Origin of the sequence: Bradyrhizobium oligotrophicum, assembly GCF_051168495.1 — a bacterium.
GTDB lineage: Bacteria > Pseudomonadota > Alphaproteobacteria > Rhizobiales > Xanthobacteraceae > Bradyrhizobium > Bradyrhizobium oligotrophicum_A.
This window is the reverse complement of record NZ_JBNPVB010000012.1, coordinates 60,338-86,369: the sequence shown is the minus strand read 5'-3', so window position 1 is coordinate 86,369 and position 26,032 is coordinate 60,338. Positions and strand designations below refer to the sequence as shown.

Below are 26,032 nucleotides of genomic sequence, written 5' to 3'. Positions count from 1 at the left end.
ACCCGCTGGGATCGAAGCGGCTGCGCCATGGGCGGATTCTGGGTCAAACCGGAGTTGGCCTTAACCACCAGAATCAGGACAGACTTCTCCAGGCCGCGGAACGGTACGTTGTTCGCGGACGGGGGGTGTTATGCAACGGCTGGCGAATCGTCGGATCATTCGCCCAGGGACATTGAAGAGCGATGAGCGTGACCTCCGGAACCAAGACTGAGAGCGGCCTCGGTGAAACCGTTCGGGTCGTCGTTCACGCCCTCCTGATCGCGCTTGTGATCCGCACCTTCCTGTTCCAGCCGTTCAACATCCCCTCCGGCTCGATGAAGGCGACGCTGCTGGTCGGCGACTATCTGTTCGTGTCGAAATATTCGTACGGCTATAGCCACTTCTCCATTCCGCAGTCGCCGAACATCTTTTCCGGACGCGTCTTCGGCTCCGAGCCGAAGCGCGGTGACATCGTGGTGTTCCGGCTGCCGAAGGACACCGAGATCGACTACATCAAGCGTGTGATCGGTCTGCCCGGCGACCGCATCCAGATGCGCGATGGTCTGCTCTACATCAACGACGTGCCCGTGCAGCGCGAGCGGCTGAAGGACTTCGTCGGGGAGGACCCTTGCGGCACGGCCGACTCGATCGCGCGCGTGAAGGCTTGGAAGGAGACGCTGCCGAACGGCGTCAGCTACGAGACCTTGGATTGCTTCGATCACGGGCCCTACGATAATACGGACGTCTACACCGTGCCGCCCGGCAACTTCTTCATGATGGGCGACAACCGCGACAATTCGACGGACAGCCGCGTGCCGCTGGCGGTCGGCTACGTGCCGTTCGAAAACATCATCGGCCGCGCCCAGATGATCTTCTTCTCCATTCGCGAAGGCGAGCACGCCTGGGCGTTCTGGCGCTGGCCCATGTCCATCCGCTGGGACCGTCTGTTCAAAATCGTGCGATGATCGACGATTCACCCGAGATCCAGACGACGCAGGCCGCCACGGCGAGCCAGCAACCCGGCGCGGGCACGCTCGAGGCGGCGCCGAAGGCCGCGTCGCGTCCGAAGCCTGAGATGAAGGCGGAGCCCAAGGTCGAAGCCAAGGCGGAAGCGAAGAACGAAGGCGGCGGCGAATCGATCGCGGCTGCTGAGAATGCGCCGGACCTCGCCGTGCTTGGCGCTGAAGCCGATCCCGAGGGGAAGCCGCGCAAGGCCAAGGGCGGTCGCCGCACCAAGAGCCCGGGGACAGGCGCCGCGAAGAGTGCCAAGGCCGCCGAGAAGGCGGCGAATGCCGCCATCGAGGCGCGCATCGGCCACCGCTTCGCCGATCCCTCGCTGCTCAGCACCGCCTTCACGCATGTGTCCGCGCTGAAATCCTCCAAGAAGCGCGGCGACAGCTATCAGCGGCTCGAATTTCTCGGCGACCATGTCCTCGGCCTGATCGTCTCCGACATGCTTTATCGCTCGTTTCCGAGCGCCGACGAGGGCGAATTGTCGAAGCGGCTGGCCGATCTCGTGCGCAAGGAGAGCTGTGCCGACGTCGCCAAATCGCTCGGGCTGCTCGACGACATCAAGCTCGGCGCGGTCGGAGCAGGGGCCGGAGCGCGGCTGCGCAAATCGGTGCTGGGCGATGTCTGTGAAGCGGTGATCGGCGCGATCTTCCTCGATGGCGGTTACGCCGCTGCGGCGAGCTTCGTCGAGCGCAACTGGACCGAGCGCATGCACAAGCCCCGGCGTCCGCTGCGCGACCCGAAGACGGTGCTGCAGGAATGGGCCCAGGGCAAGGGACTGCCCACGCCGGTCTATCGCGAGGTCGAGCGCACCGGTCCTCATCATGATCCGCAATTCCGCGTCGCCGTCGATCTGCCGGGCCTCGAGCCGGCCGAAGGTGTCGGCGGCTCCAAGCGGGCGGCAGAAAAGGTAGCGGCATCGGTGATGATCGAACGTGAAGGCGTCAGCGGCGGCAGCAATGACGGCTGAGCAACAGGCCGCGCGCGGCGCCGAGACCCGCTGCGGCTTCGTCGCGCTGATCGGCGCGCCGAACGTCGGCAAGTCGACGCTCGTCAATGCGCTGGTCGGCTCCAAGGTCACGATCGTCTCGCGCAAGGTGCAGACGACGCGCGCGCTGATCCGCGGCATCGTCATTGAGGGGGCGTCGCAGATCATCCTGGTCGATACGCCCGGCATCTTCTCGCCCAAGCGCCGGCTCGATCGCGCGATGGTGACGACGGCCTGGAGCGGCGCCCATGACGCCGATCTCGTCTGCGTGCTGCTCGACGCCAAGAAGGGCATCGACGACGAGGCGCAGGCGATCATCGACAGGGCAGCCTCGGTCGCGCACGAAAAGATTCTGATCGTCAACAAAGTCGACCTGGTGCCGCGCGAAAAACTGCTGGCGCTGGTCGCCGCGGCCAACGACAAGCTGCCCTTCGCGCGGACCTTCATGATCTCGGCGATCTCGGGCGACGGCGTCGACGATCTTAGACGGACGCTGGCGGAGATGGTGCCGCCGGGGCCGTTTCACTACCCCGAAGACCAGATGTCGGACGCGCCGATGCGGCACCTTGCGGCCGAGATCACCCGCGAGAAGATCTATTCGCATCTGCATCAGGAGCTGCCGTACCAGTCCACGGTCGAGACCGACAGCTGGACCGAGCGCAAGGACGGCTCGATCCGGATCGAGCAGACGATCTTCGTCGAGCGCGACAGCCAGCGCAAGATCGTGCTCGGCAAGGCCGGCGCGACGATCAAGTCGATCGGCGCGCAGTCGCGCAAGGAGATCGCCGAGATCACCGGCGTGCCTGTGCACCTGTTCCTGTTCGTGAAGGTGCGTGAGAACTGGGGTGACGATCCCGACCGCTATCGGGAAATGGGGCTCGAGTTCCCCAGGGAATGACAATGAGCGTGCCGCGCAACGTGTTGTGGTTCGAAGTGCTGCTCTACATCTCGCTGATGCTGGATGCGCTGTCGGTTGCCGTGTCGGACCGCACGCCGAACCCCGAGATGACCGAGGCCATGCTCACGCAGCAGACGATTTTCAGCGGCGGCGTTATCCTGCTGCTGCTCTATTTCGTCCACCTCGCAGCGCAGCGGCGCAAGAACTGGCCGCGCTGGGTGCTGCTCGGCGCGCTCGTTTTGTCCGACATCGGACTGATCCAGGTCATCAGCCAGAAGGGCATGACCCTCGACGCCGGCATCGAGGTGATTTCCTGCGCGCTGACGACGATGGGATTGTACTACTCGTTCACCGGCGACGCCCGCGGCTGGTTCAACGCGTGACGAAGCGGGTGTAGGGTTGCTGTTGCGCGGCCCGGCTCCGGCCCGCGAATCCGTGGAGACCGTTCACGCGATGGAATGGACCGATGACGGCATCGTGTTGGGGCTGCGGCGACACGGCGAATCCTCCGCCGTGCTCGAGCTCCTGACCCGCGAGCACGGCCGCCATCTCGGTCTCGTCCGCGGCGCCAGCGGCAAGCGCATGCGGCCGGTCCTGCAGCCGGGCAACACCGTGCGCGCGGTCTGGCGTGCCCGGCTCGACGAGCACCTCGGCATGTACGCCATCGATGGACTGACCTTGCGCGCGGCCGAACTGATGTCCGCCTCGCACGGCGTCTATGGCGTCACGCATCTGGCGTCGCTGGCGCGGCTCTTGCCCGAACGCGATCCGCACGAGGACATCTATCTCAGGCTCGAACACGCGCTGGATGATTTCGAGGATGCGGGCGGCGCCGCCGCCCACATCGTACGCTTCGAGCTCGCGATCCTGGCCGAGCTCGGCTTCGGACTCGATCTGGAAGCTTGTGCCGCCACCGGCGAGACCTCCGACCTGATCTACGTCTCGCCCAAATCGGGCAGTGCGGTCTCGCGCACGGCCGGCGCGCCCTGGGCCGACCGGCTGCTGCCGCTGCCGCCGTTCCTGCGCGACGCCGAGCAAGACCACGGCTGGTCCGATCAGGATCTCGTCGACGGCTTCCGTCTGACCGGGCTGTTCCTGCTGCGTCACGTGCTGGAGCCGCGCGGGCAGGGCCATTCCGATGCCCGCGAGGGCTTCATCAATGCGGTGACGCGGGCGCGGGCGCGGCTGGCGCGGGCGTAGGAGAACGATCATGGGACTGCTCGTCGACGGCCAATGGCACGATGTCTGGTACGACACGTCGGCCTCGGGCGGCCGCTTCGTCCGCAAGGATTCGGCCTTCCGCAGCTTCGTCACGCCAGATGGCGCTCCCGGCCCAAGCGGCGCCGGCGGCTTCACGGCGGAGGCCGGTCGCTATCATCTCTATGTCAGCCTCGCTTGCCCATGGGCGCACCGCACCCTGATCATGCGCGCGCTGAAGGGGCTCGATCGCATGATCTCGGTGTCGGTGGTGCACTGGCTGATGCGCGAGCAGGGCTGGACGTTTGCCGACGGACCCGGCGTCGTGGCCGATGCGATCAATCGCGCGGAGTTCTTGCATCAGGTCTACACCGCGGCCGATCCGCGTTACTCTGGGCGCGTCACGGTGCCGGTGCTGTGGGACAAGGCGCAGCGCACCATCGTCAACAACGAGTCCTCGGAAATCATCCGCATGCTGAACTCGGCCTTCAACGGCATAGGCGCGGAGCCCGGCGACTATTATCCGGAGGCGCTGCGCGGCGAGATCGACGCGATCAACGCCCGCGTCTACGACACGGTCAACAACGGCGTCTACAAGAGCGGCTTTGCCACCACGCAGGCGGCCTATGAGGAAGCGGTCGCGCCGCTGTTCGCGACGCTCGACTGGCTGGAGGAGCGGCTGTCGACGCGGCGTTTTCTGCTCGGCGATGCCATGACCGAGGCCGACATCCGGCTGTTCACGACCCTGATCCGCTTCGATGCCGTCTATGTCGGCCACTTCAAGTGCAACATCCGCCGCATCGCCGACTATCCGCATCTTTCGGCCTACACGCGCGACCTCTACCAATGGCCGGGCATAGCAGCGACGGTGAATTTCGAGCACATCAAGCGGCACTATTACGAGAGCCACGTCACCATCAATCCGACCGGCATCGTCCCGGTCGGACCGCTGCAGGATTTCACCGCGCCGCATGGCCGCGAGCGGCTGTAGGGGGCGGGTTCATGTCTGCCGAGCGTGATCTGGACACGCTGCTGCGGACCATGACGCCGGAGCTGCAGGACGGCGTCTTCGTGTTCTGCAGCATCGCCGCCGAGGACGGCTGTCCCGCCACGCTGACGCCGCTGCTGCTGTTCCGCGAGCGCGAAGGGATCACGCTGGTCGTTCGCCGCGAGGAGGCTGAGCGTGCAGGGCTGCCATATCAGTTCGCCTCACGCCTGATCACGCTCTCGGTGCAGTCCGCATTGGACGCGGTCGGCTTCCTGGCCGCCGTCACGACGGAGCTGGCCGCCGCCGGCATCAGCGTCAACGCGGTCTCGGCGTTTCACCACGACCATCTGTTCGTGCCCGAGCATCGGGCCGCTGAGGCGTTGCAGCTGCTGCGCGATCTGTCTGCACCGTCGGTCGTGGACTGAGGCTGACGGTCCAGCTCCGACCGTGCAGCGCCGAAGCTTCGCGCGGTGGACCGATCGATGATCCCGGACAGCGATCGAGGCAAGACAAATTCATTGCATTTTCGACAGCGGCAATCCCACAATGCGTGCAACTTGGGGGAGCGTCGAAGCGAAGCCGGTCGGTCGCGAGCCGTCGGGACGTGGCGTACGGACGAGGGGCGGCCATGCGCGTGATCGATTTGGCGGGACGAAAGCCTGTGCGACTCGATAGCGTTCAGGCCGCGTTGCGCATTCTGCGTCAGCCTGCCCAAGGTCTGTCGATCACGTGGGAATAGGCCTTTCATGCCCAACGGCGCGCAAGCTCTGATACGGACCCTGGTCAATTGCGGCATCCGGGTCTGCTTCACCAATCCCGGCACCTCCGAGATGCATTTCGTCGCCGCGCTGGATTCCGCAGCCGAGATGCGCGCCGTGCTCTGCCTGTTCGAGGGCGTCGCGACGGGCGCCGCGGACGGCTATGCCCGGATGACCGGCATGCCCGCGGCAACCCTGCTGCATCTCGGCTGTGGTCTCGGCAACGGCCTTGCCAACCTGCACAATGCGCGCAAGGGCAAGGTGCCCGTCGTCAACATCGTCGGCGACCACGCCACCTACCACGTCCAGTATGACGCGCAGCTGCAGTCCGATATCGAGACTGTCGCGCGCAACGTCTCCCCGGGCTTCGTCTGGACCTCCCAGGTCACCTCAGAGCTGTGCCGCGACGCGGTCGCCGCTGTGAAGGCGGCGTGCTCCCGGCCCGGGCAGGTCGCCACCCTGATCCTGCCGGCCGATGTCTCCTGGGGCGAGGGCGGCGTGGCCGAGCCAGCGCCGGTGATCGAGCCGCCGCCGGCTGCCGACGACGCCACCGTGCAGGCCGTCGCTGCCACCATCAAGGCCGGCGGCCGCAACGCTCTTCTGCTCGGCGGCACGGCGCTGCACGAGGAGTCGCTGCTGGCGGCCGCGCGCATTGCTGCGACGTCAGGCGTCAAGGTCTATGCGGAAACGTTTCCGACCCGCATGCAGCGCGGCGCGGGCCTGCCGCAGGTCGATCGCATCGCCTATCTCGCCGAGATGGCGCAGGTCCAGCTCAAGGAGATCGACACGCTGATCCTGGTCGACACCAAGGCGCCGGTGTCGTTCTTCGCCTATCCGGGCAAGAAGAGCTATCTGCCGCATGACGGCTGCAAGGTTCTGACCTTGTCGACGCCAGCCGAGGATCCGGCAGGGAGCCTGGCGAAGCTCGTCAAGGCGCTGGAGGCCGAGCGCGCCACGCCGGCGCTGTCGCCGCCCGCGCGGCCCGGACGCCCGCGCGGCAGGAAGCTCACGGCGGAAAAGGTCTGCAAGGCCGTCGGCCATCTGCTCTCCGAGAACGCCATCATCATCGACGAGGCGATCAGCTCCGGCCTGATGCTGTCGAAGTTCACGGCCGGCGCGCCGCGGCATGATCTGATCACCTTGACCGGCGGCGCCATCGGGCAGGGGCTGCCGAACGCGATCGGAGCGGCGATCGCCTGTCCCGACCGGCCGGTGATCGCGCTGATCGGCGACGGCAGCTCGATGTACACGATCCAGTCGCTGTGGACGATGGCGCGCGAGCGGCTCGACGTCACCGCCATCATCTTCAACAACGCGTCCTACTCGGTCCTCAATGTCGAGCTCGAGCGGGTCGGCGCCGAGGAGATCGGACCGAAGGCGAAGGCGCAACTCGACCTGCACGGGCCGGTCTTGAAGTTCGCGCAGATCGCCGACGCCATGGGCGTGCCATCGAGCCGCGCCGCCACGCCCGACGAATTCACCGACGCCCTGGCGCGGGCGCTGACGACGCCGGGACCGCACCTGATCGAAGCGATGGTGCCGCCCGCGCTCCGTGGTCTCAAGCTGAAGCTGCTGCCGCATCTCTTGGGATCGCTCGACCGCCTTCCGTTGTCGGTGGCGCGCATGCTCAAGCGCAAGATCGCACCGTGAGCGTGACGCTGCAATCCGACGTCGTCATTGCCGGCGGCGGTCTCGCCGGCATCGTCACCGCGCTGGAGGCGTTGCGCGCCGGCAGGTCGGTTGTGATCGTCGATCGTGATACGCCGGAGCGGTTCGGCGGGCTGGCGCTGTGGGCATTCGGCGGCATGGCGCTGGTCGGCACGCCGCTGCAGGCCCGGATGAAGATCCCGGACACGCCGGAGATCGCGCTGCGCGATTGGATCAGGTTCGGCGAACTCGATCCATCCGATCACTGGCCGCTGCAATGGGCGCGCACCTACGTCGAGCATTCGCGCAGCCACGTCTATGACTGGCTCTCGTCGCACGGCGTGACCTTCATGCCGGCGGTCAACTGGGTCGAGCGCGGCCTGCAGGGCGACGGCAATGCGCTGCCGCGCTATCACATCGTCTGGGGCACCTCGCAGCGCCTGACCCGCGTAATGATCGCAGCGATGCGCGCGGCTGACACAGGCGGCAGGCTCACGCTGCTGCACCGCCATCGCGTCGTCAGCCTCGGTCGTGGCGGCGGCGCCGTGGCGGGTGTCGTTGCCGTCGACGAGCAGACCGGCACCGAACTCCGCATCGCCGCGCCGGTGGCGGTGCTGGCGATGGGCGGCATCAACGGCGGTCATGAGGAGGCCCGCGCCAATTGGGTGAAGGGCCGACCGCTGCCGGCGGCGATGCTGAACGGCGCGCATCCGTTCGCGGACGGCAAGCTGCATCACCATGCCGCCGAGACGCTTGGCGCCGAGATCACGCATGCCGGCGAGATGTGGAACTACGCCGCCGGCATCCCGCATCCATTCCCGCATTTCGACGGCCATGGCCTGTCGCTGGTGCCGTGCAAATCGGCGCTGTGGCTGAACCACAAGGGCGAGCGCATCGGACCGGAGCCGCTGGTGACCGGCTTCGACACCCACATGCTGTGCCAGCGCGTCGCCGCGCAGGAGAAGCCGTATACGTGGCATCTTCTCAACTGGCGCATCGCCGCCAGGGAGTTCGCCATCTCAGGCGCCGAGCACAATCCGCGCATCCGCGACCGGCAGATGCCGATGTTCCTGAAGGAGACGCTGCTCGGCAACCACCGCCTGGTCAGGCAGATGCAGCGCGAGAGCCGGCATTTCCTGGTCGATGCAACGCTTTCGGGCCTCGCCGCCAAGATGAATGCGCTGACGCAGACCAGCGACGTCAAGCCGGAGGTGCTGCAGGCGACCGCCGATGCCTTCGATGCCAACTTTGAGAACGGCGACAAGCTCCACAATGACGATCAGCTGCGCCGCATCGTTCACGCGCGGCAGTGGGGGCCCGACAAGCTCCGCACCTGCAAGCCGGCACCGTTACAGGCGCCGGGGGCGGGGCCGTACATCGCGATCCACATCCAGCTGATCACCCGCAAGAGCCTCGGCGGCCTCAAGACCGACCTGCAGAGCCGGGTGCTCGATGCCACCGGCGCGCCGATCTCCGGCCTTTACGCGGTGGGCGAGGCCGCCGGCTTCGGCGGCGGCGGCGCCTCGGGCAAGCGCTCGCTCGAGGGCACGTTCCTGCCCGGCTGCATTCTCACGGCACAAGCGGCGGTGCGGGCGATGTGATCCCGCTCGGGACTGTGTCGATCGACGCTGCGTGTGGTGCGGTGGAACCGGCGACGATTTTCTTTGGACGGCTGTCGATCCCGGGCTGATACATTCGTCTTCAAGGCACAGGGAGATGGAGACCCGTCATGAAGATCTATTGGATCAAGGCCCAGGCCCCGCGCCGCGTGCTGGCGCTGGTCAAGCATCTCGGCGTACCGGCCGAGTTCATCGACATCAGCCGCGGCCTGAAGACGCCGGAGTTCGCCGCGCTCAATCCCAACATGAAGGCGCCGGTGCTGGTCGATGGCGACATCGTGCTGTGGGAGTCCACCGCCATCATGGCGCATCTGTGCATCCGCGAGAGTTGCGACATGTGGCCGTCGCGCGATTCCTTGGAGCAAATCGAGGTGCTGCGCTGGTTGGCCTGGACCGACAGTCACTGGAATCCGGCCGTCAGCCCGTTCTATTTCGAGCATATCGTGCGGAAGAATTTTGGCCTCGGCGTGCCCGATCGTGCGTCGCTGGTCGGCAAGGTTGCGCCGCTCAAGACCTTCGCATCCGTGCTCGACGCGCATCTGCGGTCGCACAGCCACATCGCCTGCAACCGGCTGACCATCGCCGATTTCGCGGCGGCTTCGATGGCAACCGACTGGCGCGAGGCGGAGATGCCGCTGGAGTCGTACCCCAACGTCGTCCGTTGGCTCGACGCGCTGATGCGGCTGCCGGCATGGGCCGAGCCGTGGCCGGAGAAGCGCTCCGCCGCAGCCTGAGCCTCAGGGTTCCACGGTGCCGTGGCCGAGCTGCTTGGAGATCTCGGCTGCGCAGGCGCGTAAGCGCGCCGCGAGCGGGGATTGCCAGCCGGCATCGAAGGTGCCGGCCGGCCCCATTGCGGTGATGACCAGCGCGACGTGGCCGGCGTGATCGAACACCGGGGCTGCGAACGCATTGACGCCGGGCAGGGGATCGCCGACGGCGCGCGCCAGGCCTTGCGCGCGCACCTCGGCCAGCATCTCCGTCACTTTCGGGCTCTTCGGTGCGCGCTTCGGATTGTAGCCGACGCCGAGACGGTCGAGGCCCGCGTCGAGCGCGGCCTTCACGGTTTTCGGCGGCAGGAACGCCGCGAAGGCGCGGCCGGTCGCGGTCTCCAGCAGCGCCATGATCGAGCCGACGCGCATCACGATGTGCACGGCATGGCTCGGCTCCTCGAGCCGCACCACGGTCGGGCCATTGGTACCCCACACCGCGAGCGACACGGCGTGATCGATCGCGCCGGCGAGCGCTGCGATCTTCGGCGTCGCGATCCGCACCGCAGATAGCCGGCGCAGGCTGATCAGGCCGAGCTCGAGCGCGAGCGGGCCGATTTCGTAGCGGCCGGTGGTCGCGTCCTGCTCGATCAGGCCGATGCGCGAGAAGCTGACGAGATAGGGATGCGCCTTGGCGGGCGGCAGCCCGGCCTCGCGCGCGAGGTCGCGCAGCATCATCGGCTCGCCGCTGCGCGCCAGCGCCTGCAGCAGCGCGCCGCCCACCTCGATCGACTGGATGCCGCGGCTCTCTCTGCTCATGCCTGCTGCTGTAATTTGCGGGGTCGGCCGTTGCCTACACCGCCAGGAAGCCGCCGTCGACCGGCAGCGTGACGCCGTTGACGTAGGACGCCATGTCCGAGACCAGGAAGGCCACCGGGCCGGCGAGCTCCTCCGGCTGGCCGACGCGGCCGAGCGGGGTGCGGCTCATGAAGCCTGCGAGCCGCTCCGGATCGTTGCGGGTCGATTCCGTCATCGCGGTGGCGATCACGCCGGGCGCGATGGCGTTGACGCGAATGCCGTCGGCGGCGAGCTCGCGCGCCAGCGCCTGGGTCAGCGATTTCACGCCGCCCTTGGACGGCGAATAGCCGAGCGTGTTGCTGATGCCGATGAAGGAGGCGACGGAGGCGATGTTGACGATCGTGCCGCGCGTCTCGCGCAAGGCGGCGAGGAAGGCGTAGGTGACGTTGAACACGCCGTTGAGATTGACGTCGAGCACGCGCTGCCAGTTCTCCGCGGCGCGCGGCGAGTCGATGGTCTCGCGGATGATGATGCCGGCATTGTTGACGAGGATGGAGATGGCGCCGACCTCGGCGCGCAGCTGGGCCGCCAGCGCCTTGCAGCCGGCGGAGTCGGTGACATCCAGCCGATGTGCCCACGCCTTGCGGCCACGGCCGCGGATCTCGGCCGCGCAGCGCTCGGCCCCGTCGATGTCGATGTCGGTGATGACAACATCGGCGCCGCGGCCGGCGAGCCCGAGCGCGATGGCGCGGCCATTGCCGTGCGCCGCGCCCGTGACCAGCGCGAGCTTGCCCGCCAGCATCTGACTGTCGCTCATGCGGCGCTCCTTTGGCCGGCGCGTTCGGCGAGATGCCGGCCGGCAATGTAGCCGAAGGTCAGCGCCGGTCCCAGCGTGATGCCGGCGCCGGGATAGTTGCCGCCCATGATGCTCGCCATGTCGTTGCCGGCAGCGTACAGCCCCTCGATCGGCTGGCCCTGGGCGTCGAGCGCGCGGGCGTGCTCGTCGGTGCGGATGCCGGCATAGGTGCCGAGATCGCCGATTACCATCTTGATCGCGTAGAACGGCCCGTCCGTGATCGGTGCGACGCAGGGGTTCGGCCCGTGCAGCGCATCGCCCTGGTAGCGGTTGTAGGCGCGCGAGCCCTTGCCGAAGGCCGGATCCTGCCCGAGATCAGCGTCGGCGTTGAACGCGGCCACCGTCGCCTCCAGCGACATCGCATCGATGCCGGCGACGCGCGCGAGCTCGGCGAGCGTCGCGCCGCGCTTGAGATAGCCTGTGCTGAGGTGGTGGCCAAGCGGCATCGGGAAGGGCGGTACGCAGCCGAGGCCGTAGCGGCGCAGCGAGCGGTGGTCGGTGACGAGCCACGCCGCGATCTCACGCCCGGGCCTGGCCGTCTTCACCATCGCCTGCACGAAGTCGTGGTAGGAATTGCCCTCATTGGCGAAGCGCACGCCGTCCGCGGTCACCGCGATCACGCCCGGCTTGGCGCGGTCGATGAAGTGCGGCATCACGCCCTTGCTGCCGTCCTTGCGCGTGGTGACGGAGACCGGCACCCACGCCGCCGCATGCGGCAGGCCATCCTCGACGCGGCCGCCGACGGCTTCCGCCAGCCGCAGGCCATCGCCGGTGTTGCCGACCGGGCCGGGAGAGGCATGCTCCCGGCCGGTCGGCGCATGCGGAAACAGCGCCTTGCGCCTTTCGACGTCGTGCGGGAAGCCGCCGCAGGCGAGCACCACGCCGAGCTGCGCATTCACTCGGATGCGCTTGCCCTGCCGCGTCACCACGGCGCCGCGCACGGCATCGCCGTCGCGGATCAGCTCGGCCACCGGCGACGACAGCCACAAGGGAATGCCGAGATCGAACGCCGATTTCGCCAGCCGCCCCGCCAGCGCATTGCCGTTGGTCAGCGTCATGCCGCGGCCATGGCGCAGCACGTCGCGCGCGTGCTTCGACAGCCGCTTGGCGACGTAGAATGCCGACGCCAGCGACTTGGTCGCGCGCATGAAATGGATGATCTCCTTGCCGGAGCCGAGCATCATGCCGAACACCGTGAGCTCGGGCAGGGGCTGGCCGAGATCCTTGATGTGAGGCCCGAGCTCGCGGCCGTCGAACGGCCGCGTGACCATCGAGCGGCCGCCCTGCGTGCCGCCGGGCGCCTCCGCGTGATAGTCCGGGAAGGTCAGCGGCATGTCGAATTTCAGCGCGGTCTTGCTGGTGAAGAAGTCGACCGCCTCGGGGCCCTTGGTCAGGAACGCATCCACCCGCGCTGCATCGAACGCGTTGCCGGCCTCGTGGCGCAGATAGGTGCGCGCCAGCTCAGGGCTCTCGTCGATGCCCCAGGCCTTGGCCAGCGACGTGCCGGGAATCCACAGCCAGCCGCCGGAGCGCGCCGTGGTGCCGCCGAAGCGCGGCTCCTTCTCGGTGACGACGACCTTCAGCCCGGCATGGGCGGCGGTGACCGCCGCCGACAGCCCGGCGCAGCCGGAGCCGACCACCAGCACGTCGCAATCGTAGACGTCGCCATTCTTGTCGGCCCCGCTCATGCGTGCGCTCCTACTTCTTCAGCAGCGGGCATTTGGATTCGGAGACCGGCCGGAACGCATCCTCGCCCTTCACGGTCTTGACGATCTCCAGATAGTCCCACGGCTCCTTCGACTCCGACGGCTTCTTGACGCGGGCGAGATACATGTCGCGGATGACGCGGCCATCCTCGCGCAACTTGCCGCCATGGACGAAGGTATCCTCGATCGGCAGCTCGCGCATCTTGGCCATCACCGCCTTCGGCTCGTCGCTGCCGGCCGCCTTGATCGCCTTGAGATAATGCAGCACGGCGCCGTAGACGCCGGTCTGGATCATCGTCGGCATCACCTTGGTACGCGCATAGAACTTCTTCGACCAGGCGCGCGTGGCCTCGTCCATGTTCCAGTAAGACGCCGTGGTCATGTAGGTGCCCTGTGCGGCATCGAGGCCGATCGCGTGCACGTCGGTGTCGAACATCAACAGGCCGACCAGCTTCTGGCCGCCCTTGACCAGGCCGAACTCGCCGGACTGCTTGATGGCGTTGTCGGTGTCCTGGCCGGCATTGGCGAAGGCGACGACGTCGGCCTTCGAGCTCTGCGCCTGCAGCGCGAAGGAGGAGAAGTCGGCGGTATTGGTCGGATGCTTGACGCCGCCGAGAATGCTGCCGCCGAGCTCCTTGATGAAGCGCGTCGCGTCCTTTTCCAGCTGCTGGCCGAACGCATAGTCCGCCGTGATGAAGTACCAGGACTTGCCGCCCTGGCTGATGACGGCCGAGGTCGTCACCTTTGACAGCGCATAGGTATCGTAGGTGAAGTGCACCGTGTTCGGGCTGCACAACTCGTCGGTCAGCGAGCTCGCGCCGGGGCCTGACAGCAGCGCGATCTTGTTGCGCTCGCGCACCATGTTGTGCACGGCGATCGCGATGCCGGAATTAGGGATGTCGACGACGGCGTCGACCTTGCCGTTGTCGAACCAGTCGCGCACGACGGTCGTGCCGACGTCGGTCTTCATCTGGTGATCGGCGCTGATGATCTCGATCGGCTTGCCGAGCACATTGGGCCCGAACTCCTCCACCGCCATCTTCGCGGCTTCCACCGAGCCCGGTCCGCTGTTGTCGCGGCCCCAGCTGGAAAGGTCGGTCAGCACGCCGATGCGGACCACGTCGTCGGAGACCTGAGCGACAGCGTTGGTCGCGATGAATGACGTCGTTGCCAGAAACGCGCAGGCGAGCAGCTGCCGTCGCATGAAGATCCTCCCCGGTTTGTCCGCTCTATCGGCGGCGATCGCTGGAAGTTAGGCAATGGCGAATGGATTTGTCAATGACGAATGACACAGGCGCAGTGCACAACGACACCTGCGGTGTTGCGAGGCGTCCTGGCCGCAGCGCGACTTGGCCGCTTCTCGCGGTCGTTCCGCGGCAATCGTCAACGCGCGTCCGCGCGTTGACGATTGAACCCGGAATCCGGAGATGATGGCCGCCAGACAAGTTCGAGATTCCGGGTTCAAGGCCTGCGGCCTTGCCTCGGAATGACGGAGTGGGGATGATAGTAAGGAAGTCCGTCCTACACGCGCGGCATGATCTGCAGTTCGAGCAGCGCCAGCCGTTGCATCACGGCGGGATCGCGTTCGCCGGTCTTGGCGGCGCGCAGCACGCATTCGGCGAGCAGGGTGACATGGGTCGAGCTGATCGGCTCGGGCAGGGCCGCGATCGCGCCGTCCAGTGCCTGCGTCATCAGCTGGCAATCGCTCACGCGTTACGCTGGGATAAGCGATGATTTGATGCTCGGTAACGCGCCGTAGGGCAGGGCGGTTCCCGCATGGGCTGCTTCGGAGATGCAGAAAAGCGTATCTCCCATGCGCAAACTGCCCGTCGAGCTAATCTGCCGCAGCTGTCCCGGCTTGTGTCGTCGGGCAAATCAGGCCGATGTTTCCGGCCATCCCGCCTCACTCGGAGGGGCGTTGCGCGCGATCGTCACGACACGCGAGGTGGGGATGCGGTGGCCTGCTGGCTCGCAGCGCGTCGGTTGCGCGCGGACGAACGAGTCCGGCAGGACGGTGAAGTCGCAGCGTCCTGGCGCCCCGATGCTGGCGTCAAGTTCGTGGTCGATGCCTCGTGCATCCCGCGGGCGATGGTGGCTACAAGCCCGGACACCAGGGAGACTGCGTATAAATCGTCAACCCATCGCGCAGGGAAGGCCGGGTCGTCCGGCTGACCCGTGGTACCTGCCGCCTGCATTCTTTCTCGCAGGCGGGCCACGGACCTCAGTCGAGGTCCGGCCTTCCCTGCGCCCTTCGACTGGAGGGCGGTTTGATTTGATAGCTCGGGCGCCGAACGTGCCGCGAGAAGGCAGCCGTATGTCTGTACGCACGTGATGAAGCGATGATGCGCAACAGTCGCCCAGAACTCGTCATGCCCGGGACAAGCCCGGCCATGACGAGCAAGGGGAGATGGCGTCGGCTAAGCGGCGACCGAATGCCGAGAGGCGCCTAACGGTATGGTCGCGTCCTCTAGGGAGCGTTCCAATGGAGGGGGCATGTCGGAGATGTGCAACAACCGCTCCGGTTCGCCGCTGGATACGGCTCATTCCCCGCGGAACCCGGCCGCCCCGTCATTGCGCCGCGCCGCGTCATCGCATAAAGCGTGTTCCCAAATCGTTCACGTCAGCTCAAGCCTTTGGGCTAACCCACTGAAAGCGCAACGCTAATGGGAAAATCACTGATTCCGCCGGAGCCGGCGGAGATCCATGAGGTCGCACTGCGCGAGGCGCTGGAAGAGCGCTATCTCGCTTACGCGCTCTCGACCATCATGCATCGCGCCCTGCCCGACGCGCGTGACGGCCTCAAGCCGGTCCACCGGCGCATCCTCTACGGCATGCGGCTGCTGCGGCTCGATCCCGGCACGGCGTTCAAGAAGTCCGCCAAGATCGTCGGCGACGTGATGGGCTCGTTCCATCCGCATGGCGACCAGGCGATCTACGACGCCATGGTGCGCCTCGCGCAGGATTTCTCCTCGCGCTATCCGCTGGTCGACGGCCAGGGCAATTTCGGCAACATCGACGGCGATAATGCCGCCGCCTACCGCTACACCGAAGCGCGCATGACCGATGTCGCGCGGCTGCTGCTGGAAGGCATCGACGAGGACGGCGTCGAGTTCCGTCCGAACTATGACGGCCAGTCCAAGGAGCCGGTGGTGCTGCCCGGCGGCTTCCCGAACCTGCTCGCCAACGGCGCGCAGGGCATCGCCGTGGGCATGGCGACCTCGATTCCGCCGCACAACGCCGCCGAGCTGTGCGACGCCGCGCTGCATCTGATCGAGAAGCCCGACGCCAAGTCGCGCGCGCTGCTGCGCTGGGTCAAGGGGCCGGACTTCCCGACCGGCGGCACCGTGATCGACTCCAAGGAACAGATCATCGAGGCCTACACCACCGGCCGCGGCTCGTTCCGGGTCCGCGCCAAGTGGAAGCAGGAGGAGGGCAATCGCGGCACCTGGATCGTCGTCATCACCGAGATCCCCTATCTCGTGCAGAAGTCGCGGCTGGTCGAGAAGATCGCCGAGCTGCTCAACGAGAAGAAGCTGCCGCTGGTCGGCGACGTCCGCGACGAATCCGCCGAGGACGTGCGGCTCGTCATCGAGCCGAAGTCGAAGAACGTCGATCCGGCGCTGATGATGGAATCGCTGTTCCGGCTGACCGATCTCGAGAGCAAGATTCCGCTGAACCTCAACGTGCTGATCAAGGGCAAGATTCCGAAGGTGGTCGGCCTCGCCGAAGCCTTGCGCGAATGGCTCGATCATCTGCGCGACGTGCTGCTGCGGCGCTCGAACTATCGCAAGAAGCAGATCGAGAACCGGTTGGAGATTCTCGGCGGCTATCTGATCGCCTACCTCAACATCGACGAGGTGATCCGGATCATCCGCACCGAGGATGAGCCGAAGCCGGTCCTGATGAAGACCTTCAAGCTCACCGAGGTGCAGGCCGAGGCCATCCTCAACATGCGCCTGCGCTCTCTGCGCAAGCTCGAGGAGATGGAGATCCGCACCGAGGACAAGAACCTGCGCAATGAGCTGAAGGGCATCAACGCGCTGCTTGCCTCCGAGGAGGTCCAGTGGGCCAGGGTCGGCGAGCAGGTCAAGACCGTGCGCGACATGTTCGGGCCGAAAACGCCGCTCGGCAAGCGCCGCACCAATTTCGCCGACGCGCCGGAGCACGATCTCGCCGCGATCGAGGAGGCCTTCATCGAGCGCGAGCCGGTCACGGTCGTCGTCTCCGACAAGGGCTGGGTGCGTACGCTGAAAGGCCACGTCGCCGACCTGTCGAACCTGACCTTCAAGACCGACGATCAGTTGGGGCAGGCGTTCTTCGCCGAGAACACCTCCAAGGTGCTGCTGTTTGCCTCCAACGGCAAGTTCTACTCGCTCGACGTCGGCAAGCTGCCGGGCGGACGCGGCCATGGCGAGCCGATCCGCATGTTCATCGATCTCGATCAGGATGCCTCGATCGTCTCGATGTTCGTCAGCAAGGGCGAGCGCAAATTCCTGGTGGCGGCGTCCGATGGCCAGGGCTTCGTGGTCAAGGAGGAGGATTGCGTCAGCAACACCCGCAAGGGCAAGCAGGTGCTGAACGTGACGGCGCCGGCGGAAGCGCGCGCGATCACCACCGTCCAGGGCGATCAGGTCGCGGTCATCGGCTCCAACCACAAGATGGTGGTGTTCGGCCTCGACCAGGTGCCAGAGATGGCGCGCGGCCGCGGCGTGCGGCTACAGAAATACACCAGCGCGCAGTTGTCCGACGTTGCCACCTTCGAGCAGAAGCAGGGGCTGGCCTGGAAGGACTCCGCCGGCCGCGACCAGGGCCTGAGCTGGAAGGACCTGGCCGACTACCGCGGCAACCGCGCCGACGCCGGTCGCATCGCGCAGGGCCTGCCGAAGTCGAACAAGTTCAACCGGCCGATCGAGTAGTGACGTAATAGTATCCGTCCGGCGGCCGTCTATATCAGACAGCGGGCGATCGCGGGTTGCGCGATCGCCGGGGACCCGTCGGATGGCGCACTCGCATTCTCACCATCACGGCCATGACCATTCTCATGATCATGGCCACTCTCATGCCCACAGCCATGCCGGCCACAGCCACGCGCCCGCCGGTTTTGGCGCAGCGTTCGCAATCGGCGTCTCGCTCAACACGGCCTTCGTCATTGCCGAACTCGTGTTCGGCTACGCCGCGCATTCGCTTGCGCTGATCTCGGACGCCGTCCACAATCTGTCCGACGTGATGTCGCTGCTCCTCGCCTGGGGCGCGCTGTGGCTGTCGGGCCGCAGGCCGACCGACCGCCACACCTACGGCTATCGCCGCGCCTCGATCCTGGCCGCGCTGATCAATGCGGGTCTGCTGCTGCTCGTGGTCGGCGGCATCGCGGTCGAGGCCTTCGACCGGCTGCGCAACCCGGGCGAGGTGGCCGGCGCAACCGTACTGTGGGTCGCCGCGCTCGGCATCGTCATCAACGGCGCGACCGCGCTCCTGTTCATGCGCGGCCGCGACAGCGACCTCAACATTCGCGGCGCGTATCTGCACATGGCGGCCGATGCCGCCGTGTCCTTCGGCGTCGTCGTCGCTGCCGCCATCACGATCTGGACCGGCTGGCTGTGGGTCGATCCGGTCGTCAGCCTGATCATTGCGCTGGTGGTGCTGCTGAGCGGCTGGGAACTGGCGCGCGACAGCGTCAACCTCGCGCTCGACGCCGTGCCGCGCGACATCGCGCTGCCGGCGGTGCGCGACTATCTCGCCGCGCTCGACGGCGTCAGCGAGGTGCACGATCTCCACATCTGGGCGATGAGCACCAACGAGACCGCGCTGACGGTGCATCTGGTGCGGCCCGGCGGCAGCGATGACGCGTTCCTGCACCGCGTCTGTGCCGAGCTGTCACAGCGCTTCAACATCCAGCATGCGACCCTGCAGGTCGAGGCCGACGGCAGCATCTGCAAGCTGGCGCCCGCCGACGTGGTGTGAGCTGCGATGCGTCAGCTCCAGCCCGCCAGCCTGAAAAGGACGCCGGCGGCGCAGGCGGCGGCGAGCACCGTCAGCATGCCGAGCTTGAAGCGGATGATCGCGACCGCCGCGGCGACTGCCAGCACGAAGGCCGGGCCATTGATGCTGGACGGCACCGGCGCATCGAAGTCCAGGCCAAAGCCGCTGACCGGAAAGGTCCGGTGAAACAGCGTATGCAGCGCGAACCAGATCGACAGGTTGAGAATCACGCCGACGACAGCGGCCGTAATCGCGCCCAGCGCGCCCGCCAATCCCGTGTTGCCGCGCAGACGCTCGATATAGGGCGCCCCGACGAAGATCCACAGGAAGCACGGCGCGAACGTCACCCAGGTCGCGAGCAGCCCGCCCAGCGTGCCGGCGATCAGCGGCGAGAGCGATCCGGGATCGCGCGCGGCGGCGAGGAAGCCGACGAATTGCAGCACCATGATCAGCGGCCCCGGCGTTGTCTCGGCCATGCCCAGTCCGTCCAGCATCTCCGCGGGCTTGAGCCAGTGATAATGCTCGACCGCCTGCTGTCCGACGTAGGCGAGCACCGCATAGGCGCCGCCGAACGTCACCATCGCCATCTTGCTGAAGAAGAGAGCGATCTGGCTGAACGTATTGGCCGGGCCGAGAGCTACCAGCAGCGCAGCGACCGGCACGAGCCACAGCGCCAGCCAGACCAGCGCGGTGAGGATCGTGCGCTGCGCATTCGGCTTGGCGTGTTCGGGCAGGGCCTCGCCGAGCGCGCTGTCGCCATCGCCATTGCCGCCGGACCCATGGCCGGCTGCCGCGAACTCGGAGCGTCCGGCGCGTGCGCCGAGATAGCCGATCAGGCCGGCGGCGATGATGATCAGCGGAAACGGCACCGCGAAGAGGAAAATCGCGATGAATGCCGCCGCGGCGATGCCGATCATGACGTTGTTGCGCAGCGCACGGCTGCCGACGCGCACCACGGCCTGGATGACGATCGCGAGCACGGCGGCCTTCAGCCCGAAGAACAGCGCCTCGACGAACCAGACGTGGCCGAACGCGACATAGACCCAGCTCAGCGCCATGATCGCAATGACGCCCGGCAGAATGAACAATCCGCCGGCCATCAGGCCGCCGGCCGTGCGGTGCATCAGCCAGCCGATATAGGTCGAGAGCTGCTGCGCCTCCGGGCCCGGCAGCAGCATGCAGTAGTTCAGCGCGTGCAGGAAACGGCTCTCCGACACCCAGCGCTTCTCGTCAACGATGATCCGATGCATGACCGCGATCTGGCCGGCCGGCCCGCCGAACGACAGCAGCGCCACGCGCAGCCAAACCTTGAACGCCTCGGCGAAGCTGACGCCGTGGGCGGCGTCAGCTTCGGTGGAGGCATGTGATGAGACCAGCTCGGTCATGGCTTCACCCTGTTGGTCGGCCAGTTGTGCGATTCGCCGGTCGCGTCGCGGCACCAGCGATAGAACGCATCGTAGAGCGCAAGGCCGGCGTCGAGCTGCGCGAGGTCGTCGTCGTAGATGCGGGACAGGCCGAGCGAGGCGGCGAGCAGGCCCGCCGCCTCCGGGCTGAGGTCGAGCCGCGCGGTGTCGGCCGCGCGCACGATGGTCGCGAGGCGCTGCAGGGCAGGCGTGGTCAGCCCGAATTCCTCGATCATCACGTCGAAGGTGCAGAGCTCGCCGCGGTGGCTCCAGAACGTGGCCTCGACGTCGAAGGCGGCGGCCTTGAAGCGCTCGGCCACCGCCATGACCTCGGATGGCGCGACGAACAGAAACACGGCCTGCGGATCGACGAAGCGGCGGATCAGCCAGGGGCAGGCGATACGGTCGATCTTGGGCCGGGCGCGGGTCACCCAGACGGTTCGCCCGTCGGCGTCTTGCGGCGGCAATCTGGCCACGGGAACGAGCGGCAGGCTTGCGGCCTTCCAGGCCTCGAAACCGCCCTCCAGGTTCTCTGCCGCAGCCTTGGCGATACGTAGCCAAGCCGCAGCGCCATGCGACAGCTTGGCGCCACGCTGGCAGATCACGATCACGGAGCGGCCGGCGAATTCCGCGCTCCACTGCGAAGCCTCCACGGCACGGCGCCGGATCGCGCCGGGAACGAGGCGTGGATCGGCGGCGAAATCCTCGTCGGTGCGGACGTCGATGAGGATCGGGGCCTGCGGGGTTCCGATCAGACGGTTGAGCTTGTCAGGAGAAATCGATGCGAAGGATGACATGATGCGTCCTCGTGTCAAAATGACGGGACGCGATACTTGGGCATGTCGCCTCGTGGGGAGATCGCGAGGTCCCCATATGGATCATTACAGCGGAACCGCTTGGCTCTGTCAATCGCGGCGCACAGCGGTCGCTGCGTCCTGTGGTAACGTGGATGACGCGCCGCGTGGGTCGTGCCGACACGGATGCGGGGGAAGCGAGGAGAACGGTCGATGCCATCACAAGCCGATCATTGGGCACATGATCACGTCTTCCTGGGCGCGCAGCACGAGCGCAACGAGCGCCGCACCTGGGTCGTGGTCGGCCTGACCCTTCTGATGATGGCCGGCGAGATCGCCGCCGGCTCGCTGTTCGGATCGATGGCGTTGCTCGCCGACGGCTGGCACATGGGTACGCATGCGGCGGCGCTCGGCATCGCCGGGCTCGCTTATCTGTTCGCCCGCCGGCACGCCCGCAATCCGTCCTTTACCTTCGGTACCGGCAAGTTCGGCGAGCTCGCCGCCTTTTCCAGCGCGCTCATTCTGCTGATCATCGCCATCCAGGTCGCCTACGAAAGCGTGGTCCGGCTGCTCAACCCACAGCCCATCGCCTACGGCGAGGCGATTGCGGTCGCGGTGCTGGGGCTCCTGGTCAATCTCGCCAGCGCCTGGCTGCTGGCCGATTCGCACCAGCACCACCATCATGGTCACGCCGAGCATCATGATGATCACGGCGGCCATGGTCATCATCACGACCATCATCACCGCCACCACCACGACAACAATCTGCGCGCCGCCTATCTGCACGTGCTGGCGGACGCGGCGACCTCGCTGCTCGCCATCGGCGCACTGCTGATCGGGATGGTTCTCGGCTGGAGCTGGGCCGATGCCGCCGTCGGCGTGGTCGGCAGCGCCGTGATCGCGAGCTGGGCCTACGGCCTGATCCGCGATGCCGGCGCGGTGCTGCTCGACGTCAACGGCGACCGCCGCCTGGAAGCCACGATCCGGGCGCGGCTGGAGGCGGGCGGGGACCGCGTCACCGACCTGCATCTGTGGCAGGTCGGACCGGGTCATCGGGCTGTCGTCGTTTCGATCGTCTCCAGTTCACCTTTGGCCCCCGCGATGTACAAGCAGCGCCTGAGGGACCTGCACGGCCTGAGCCATGTCACCGTCGAGGTGGAGCACGGCTTGCATGTCTGATAAGTGCTTCGTTTTACATTGATGGACTGCTTTGATGACCGTAACGATCTATCACAATCCGGCCTGCGGCACGTCGCGCAACACGCTGGCGATGATCCGCGCCTCGGGCGAGGAGCCCAATGTGATCGAATATCTGAAGACGCCGCCGAGCCGCGAGCAGCTGATCGCGCTGATCAATGCGATGGGCGTCAAGGTGCGTGAGCTGCTGCGCGAGAAGGGCACGCCCTATGCCGCACTGGGGCTGGAGGATCCCAAATGGACCGACGACCAGCTGATCGAGGCGATGCTCGTACATCCCATCCTCATCAACCGGCCGATCGTGGTGACCGGCAAGGGTGCGCGGCTCTGCCGTCCCTCCGAACTCGTGTTCGATCTGCTGGACCATCCCGTCGCGTCGTTCACGAAGGAAGATGGCGAAGTGGTGAGCTCGTCCGCCTGAATGGTTCCGGTAGAGCATAATGTGACGTGTTGGTGAGTTGACCCATGGACACGGCGACCCGTCTTGAAGTGATCAACTGGCTCGTCGCTCAGAGCCTGACCGGCATGCCGGAAAACGAGATCCTGCGCGGTTTCTGCGAGCGGTGCTGCGCGGCCGGGATGGAATTGTCGCGCAGCCTTGCGATCATCGATACGCTGCATCCGATTTTCGAGGGGCGCGGCTTCCGCTGGAACGATTGCGAGACGAACGAAGCCGACAGCTTCGAATATGGCTCCAGCAACGAGGGCGAGGCGGCGCAGAATTGGCGGCGCTCGGTCTTCCATCACATGCTGGAGAACGGCGATGATGAGTTCAGCATCGACCTGATGAATTCCCCGCATCTCGACTTCCCGATCATCGATGATCTGTCCGCCCAGGGGCATCGGCACTACCTCGCCTTCGTACACCGGTTCGGCGACGCGGGCACGCTCGGCCAGATGGACTGCTTCTATTCGAACTGGCTGACGCGCCGCGACGGCGGCTTCACCGACACGCAGATCGGCGCATTGCGGGATCTGATCCCGCTGCTGGCGCTGACGATCAAATCCGCGCAGCAGGTCGACATCGTGCGCACGCTCGGCCGCGTCTATCTCGGCCGTGACGCCTCCGAGCAGGTGCTGCGCGGCCGCATCTCCCGCGGCGTCACCGAGCGCATCAACGCCGTGCTGTGGTTCTCCGACCTGCGCAGTTCGACCGCGATCTCCGAGAGCATCTCGCCGGACGAGATCATCCCGCTGCTCAACGACTATGCGGAAGCCTCGATCGACGCGATCTACGAGAGCGGCGGCGACGTGCTGAAGCTGATCGGCGACGGCGTGCTGGCGATCTTCACCGGCGGCGACATGGAAGCCGCCCGCCGGGCGGCGCTGCGCGCCGAGCATCGCTTCCGCCTCAACATCGCCAAGCTCAATGCGCGGCGCGGAGGTGAGGGCAGGCCGGTGACATCGGCCTATGTCGGGCTGCATGTCGGCGAAGTGTTCTACGGCAACATCGGCAGCGAGGACCGGCTCGACTTCACGGTGGTGGGGCCGGCCGTCAACGAGGTCAGCCGCATCGCCTCGATGTGCCGCTCGGTCGATCGCGAACTCCTGGCCTCCTCGGAGTTTTCGGCGGGGCTCGACGACGAGGGCCGCCGCTATCTGGTGTCGACCGGGCGCTACGCGCTGCGCGGCATCGGCCGCGCGCAGGATCTCTACACGCTCGATCCGGAGATCGCAGCGAGCCTGCCGGCGACCAGGGCCTATGAGAATTACCTCGCGGACGAGATGTCGCACCATTGACCCACGTCAATGCCCGGCAGGTGCGAGTCTGCCCAGCATCCGTCCGCTGGGGAGATCGATCTCATGTACACGCATATCCTGTTGCCGACCGATGGCTCCGACCTGTCCAGGGCCGCGATCAGGCATGGCGTCGCGCTGGCGAAGGCGACCGGCGCCAAGGTCACGGCGCTGGTGGTCTCGACGCCGCTGCATTCGCTGGTCGTCGATCCCCACGCCGCCACCAAGGCGCTGGCGCAATACAAGTCGCTGGTGGCGGACCAGACCGCGAAATATCTGGACCACGTGAAGGAGGACGCGGAGCAGGCCGGCGTCGCCTGCGCCACGCTGTGCGTCGAGCACGACAAGCCCTATGAGGCGATCGTCGAGACGGCCCGCAACGAGCACTGCGATCTGGTGCTGATGGCTTCGCATGGGCTGCGCGGGGTGTCTGCGATTCTCGGCAGCGAGACCCTGAAGGTGCTGACGCATTCGACCGTGCCGATCCTGGTGTACCGCTAGGCCGGCTGCGGCTCCGGCTGATGCGCCATCGCGACGAGCGGCGAGGTGAGAATGACCAGCGCCTGCAGGCCGAAGATGGCGGCGACGAGATAGAGACACGCGTCGGCGCCGTAGCTGCCGCCGACGACGGCGCCGAGCAGCGAGCCCAGCGGGCGGGCGCCGTAGCTCAGGATGTTGATGGCCGAGACGCGCCCGAGCAGGCCCGCCGGCGTCACCGACTGCCGCAGGGTGGTGGTCGAGATCACCCAGAGGATCGGCCCGGCGCCGAGCAGGAAGAAGCTCAGCGCCGCGAGCAGCGGCGAAGGGACGAAGGTCGTGAGCGCCATCAGCAGTGCCGCGGCGAAGCCGGTGACGGGGCCGAGCCCGATCACGGTGCCGAACGGCAGCAGGCGCATGATGCGGGTCGCCAGCAGGGCACCGCAGACCATGCCGATGCCGAACATCGACAGCACCGTGCCGACGCCACCGGCCGACAGGCCGAGCCGGTGCACCGCATAGGGCACGAACACCGCGAGCAGCAGGAAATGCGCCGTGTTGAAGATGAACTGCGTGACGAACACCGGCCGCAGCAGCGGATGATGCAGGACGAAGACCACGCCTTCCCTGATGTCGGCGAGCGGATGGCGGCGCGGGGCGGGTGCGCGGGCCGGTTCGGCGATTCCGGCAAGGCAGAGGGCGGCGACCAGCGACAGCGCCGCAGCACAGCCGAAGGCTGGCGCGCCGCCGATCCAGCCCACCAGCATGCCGCCCAAGGCCGGGCCGCCGGCAAAGGCGATGGTCCGGGCAAGCTCGATCCGCGCATTGGCCGCCGCCAACTGGCTCGGCGCAACCAGCTTGGGCACCAAGGCGGGCGCGGCGACGCTGAAGACCACCGTGCCGCAGACCGCTGCGAAGCCGAGTGCGGCCAGCAGCGGCAGTGTGAGCATGCCGGTTGCGAAGGCGATGAGGATCGCAAGCAGCGCGAGCGCCCGCAAGGTCTCGGCGGCTGCCATCAGGAGCCGTCGCGGCATGCGGTCGGCGAGCAGGCCCGCCGGAATGGCGAACAGCACGAAAGGCGCCGTCAGCGCGGTCTGCAACAGTCCCGTCTCGACCTCGCCGACGCCGAGCACGAGCACGGCGACGATCGGCGCCGCGGCAAGCGCGATCTGCTCGGCCGATTGCGCCGTGAGGTTGGACCAGGCGAGGCGGTGAAAGCCGGCGGGCAGGGCGGACGAGGGCGGCATGATGCGAAATCCGTTGTGACGATGTCCGCCATCATCGCCACGGGGC

24 protein-coding genes are annotated in these 26,032 nt (G+C 66.9%); 16 read left to right on the top strand and 8 right to left on the bottom strand.

Annotated features, from left to right (window positions below):
• Positions 1-182: 182 nt before the first annotated feature.
• The 10 genes from lepB (at position 183) to ACQR1B_RS22175 (ending at position 9,819) form a co-directional block, all read left to right on the top strand.
• Positions 183-944: a signal peptidase I gene (gene lepB, locus ACQR1B_RS22220; RefSeq protein ID WP_434833760.1), complete on the top strand. Its 762-nt coding sequence runs from the start codon at positions 183-185 to the stop codon at positions 942-944.
• The gene (gene rnc, locus ACQR1B_RS22215; protein ID WP_434833761.1) at positions 941-1,960 is read left to right on the top strand and encodes a ribonuclease III; all 1,020 of its coding nucleotides are present in this window, start codon (positions 941-943) and stop codon (positions 1,958-1,960) included. Before lepB ends, rnc begins: the two co-directional genes overlap by 4 nt.
• The gene (gene era, locus ACQR1B_RS22210; RefSeq protein ID WP_434833762.1) at positions 1,950-2,876 is read left to right on the top strand and encodes a GTPase Era; all 927 of its coding nucleotides are present in this window, start codon (positions 1,950-1,952) and stop codon (positions 2,874-2,876) included. The genes rnc and era overlap by 11 nt, the downstream gene beginning before the upstream one ends.
• A gap of 2 nt (positions 2,877-2,878) precedes the next feature.
• A complete protein-coding gene (locus ACQR1B_RS22205) occupies positions 2,879-3,259 on the top strand; it encodes a hypothetical protein (protein ID WP_434833763.1) in 381 nt (126 codons plus the stop codon).
• A 70-nt stretch (positions 3,260-3,329) separates the two neighbouring features.
• Entirely contained in the window at positions 3,330-4,076 is a 747-nt protein-coding gene (recO, locus tag ACQR1B_RS22200) for a DNA repair protein RecO (protein WP_434833764.1), read from the top strand.
• 10 nt (positions 4,077-4,086) lie between these two features.
• A complete protein-coding gene (locus ACQR1B_RS22195) occupies positions 4,087-5,064 on the top strand; it encodes a glutathione S-transferase family protein (protein WP_434833765.1) in 978 nt (325 codons plus the stop codon).
• A gap of 11 nt (positions 5,065-5,075) precedes the next feature.
• Positions 5,076-5,486, top strand: coding sequence for an ACT domain-containing protein (locus ACQR1B_RS22190; protein ID WP_434833766.1), 411 nt, complete (start codon positions 5,076-5,078; stop codon positions 5,484-5,486).
• 321 nt (positions 5,487-5,807) lie between these two features.
• Positions 5,808-7,469: an acetolactate synthase large subunit gene (locus ACQR1B_RS22185; RefSeq protein ID WP_434833767.1), complete on the top strand. Its 1,662-nt coding sequence runs from the start codon at positions 5,808-5,810 to the stop codon at positions 7,467-7,469.
• The gene (locus ACQR1B_RS22180; protein ID WP_434833768.1) at positions 7,466-9,067 is read left to right on the top strand and encodes an FAD-binding protein; all 1,602 of its coding nucleotides are present in this window, start codon (positions 7,466-7,468) and stop codon (positions 9,065-9,067) included. The genes ACQR1B_RS22185 and ACQR1B_RS22180 overlap by 4 nt, the downstream gene beginning before the upstream one ends.
• Positions 9,068-9,195: 128 nt before the next feature.
• Positions 9,196-9,819: a glutathione S-transferase family protein gene (locus ACQR1B_RS22175; protein ID WP_434833769.1), complete on the top strand. Its 624-nt coding sequence runs from the start codon at positions 9,196-9,198 to the stop codon at positions 9,817-9,819.
• 3 nt (positions 9,820-9,822) lie between these two features.
• Here the strand turns inward: ACQR1B_RS22175 and ACQR1B_RS22170 are convergent, their stop codons facing one another.
• From ACQR1B_RS22170 to ACQR1B_RS22150, 5 genes are all read right to left on the bottom strand, one after another.
• A complete protein-coding gene (locus ACQR1B_RS22170) occupies positions 9,823-10,611 on the bottom strand; it encodes an IclR family transcriptional regulator (protein ID WP_434833770.1) in 789 nt (262 codons plus the stop codon).
• Positions 10,612-10,645: 34 nt separating this feature from the next.
• Positions 10,646-11,407, bottom strand: coding sequence for an SDR family NAD(P)-dependent oxidoreductase (locus ACQR1B_RS22165; protein ID WP_434833771.1), 762 nt, complete (start codon positions 11,405-11,407; stop codon positions 10,646-10,648).
• Positions 11,404-13,134: an FAD-dependent oxidoreductase gene (locus tag ACQR1B_RS22160; RefSeq protein WP_434833772.1), complete on the bottom strand. Its 1,731-nt coding sequence runs from the start codon at positions 13,132-13,134 to the stop codon at positions 11,404-11,406. The genes ACQR1B_RS22165 and ACQR1B_RS22160 overlap by 4 nt, the downstream gene beginning before the upstream one ends.
• A gap of 10 nt (positions 13,135-13,144) precedes the next feature.
• Positions 13,145-14,356: an ABC transporter substrate-binding protein gene (locus tag ACQR1B_RS22155; protein ID WP_434833773.1), complete on the bottom strand. Its 1,212-nt coding sequence runs from the start codon at positions 14,354-14,356 to the stop codon at positions 13,145-13,147.
• 317 nt (positions 14,357-14,673) lie between these two features.
• Entirely contained in the window at positions 14,674-14,844 is a 171-nt protein-coding gene (locus tag ACQR1B_RS22150) for a hypothetical protein (protein ID WP_434833774.1), read from the bottom strand.
• 971 nt (positions 14,845-15,815) lie between these two features.
• Here ACQR1B_RS22150 and parC point away from each other — a divergent pair.
• Together parC and ACQR1B_RS22140 are read left to right on the top strand one after the other, a co-directional pair.
• Positions 15,816-18,068 carry a DNA topoisomerase IV subunit A gene (gene parC, locus ACQR1B_RS22145; RefSeq protein ID WP_434833775.1) on the top strand — a complete coding sequence of 751 codons (2,253 nt, stop codon included), beginning with the start codon at positions 15,816-15,818 and terminating at the stop codon, positions 18,066-18,068.
• Between the two features lie 82 nt (positions 18,069-18,150).
• Complete coding sequence (locus ACQR1B_RS22140) at positions 18,151-19,113, top strand: cation diffusion facilitator family transporter (protein WP_434833776.1); 963 nt, start codon at positions 18,151-18,153, stop codon at positions 19,111-19,113.
• Positions 19,114-19,124: 11 nt separating this feature from the next.
• Here the strand turns inward: ACQR1B_RS22140 and chrA are convergent, their stop codons facing one another.
• Together chrA and ACQR1B_RS22130 are read right to left on the bottom strand one after the other, a co-directional pair.
• Entirely contained in the window at positions 19,125-20,516 is a 1,392-nt protein-coding gene (chrA, locus tag ACQR1B_RS22135; protein WP_434833777.1) for a chromate efflux transporter, read from the bottom strand.
• Positions 20,513-21,331, bottom strand: coding sequence for a chromate resistance protein ChrB domain-containing protein (locus tag ACQR1B_RS22130; protein ID WP_434833778.1), 819 nt, complete (start codon positions 21,329-21,331; stop codon positions 20,513-20,515). Before ACQR1B_RS22130 ends, chrA begins: the two co-directional genes overlap by 4 nt.
• Positions 21,332-21,541: 210 nt before the next feature.
• Here ACQR1B_RS22130 and dmeF point away from each other — a divergent pair, with 210 nt between their 5' ends.
• The 4 genes from dmeF (at position 21,542) to ACQR1B_RS22110 (ending at position 24,763) form a co-directional block, all read left to right on the top strand.
• Positions 21,542-22,507 (top strand): CDF family Co(II)/Ni(II) efflux transporter DmeF, encoded by a 966-nt coding sequence (dmeF, locus tag ACQR1B_RS22125; protein ID WP_434833779.1) that lies wholly within the window; start codon positions 21,542-21,544, stop codon positions 22,505-22,507.
• A 34-nt stretch (positions 22,508-22,541) separates the two neighbouring features.
• On the top strand, positions 22,542-22,946 hold the full coding sequence (gene arsC / locus ACQR1B_RS22120) for an arsenate reductase (glutaredoxin) (protein ID WP_434833780.1): 405 nt from the start codon (positions 22,542-22,544) through the stop codon (positions 22,944-22,946).
• 44 nt (positions 22,947-22,990) lie between these two features.
• Complete coding sequence (locus tag ACQR1B_RS22115) at positions 22,991-24,265, top strand: adenylate/guanylate cyclase domain-containing protein (RefSeq protein WP_434833781.1); 1,275 nt, start codon at positions 22,991-22,993, stop codon at positions 24,263-24,265.
• 63 nt (positions 24,266-24,328) lie between these two features.
• A complete protein-coding gene (locus tag ACQR1B_RS22110; RefSeq protein WP_434833782.1) occupies positions 24,329-24,763 on the top strand; it encodes a universal stress protein in 435 nt (144 codons plus the stop codon).
• Here the strand turns inward: ACQR1B_RS22110 and ACQR1B_RS22105 are convergent.
• Positions 24,760-25,986: an MFS transporter gene (locus tag ACQR1B_RS22105; protein ID WP_434833783.1), complete on the bottom strand. Its 1,227-nt coding sequence runs from the start codon at positions 25,984-25,986 to the stop codon at positions 24,760-24,762. The two genes, ACQR1B_RS22110 and ACQR1B_RS22105, sit on opposite strands and share 4 nt — an antisense overlap.
• Positions 25,987-26,032: the final 46 nt, after the last annotated feature.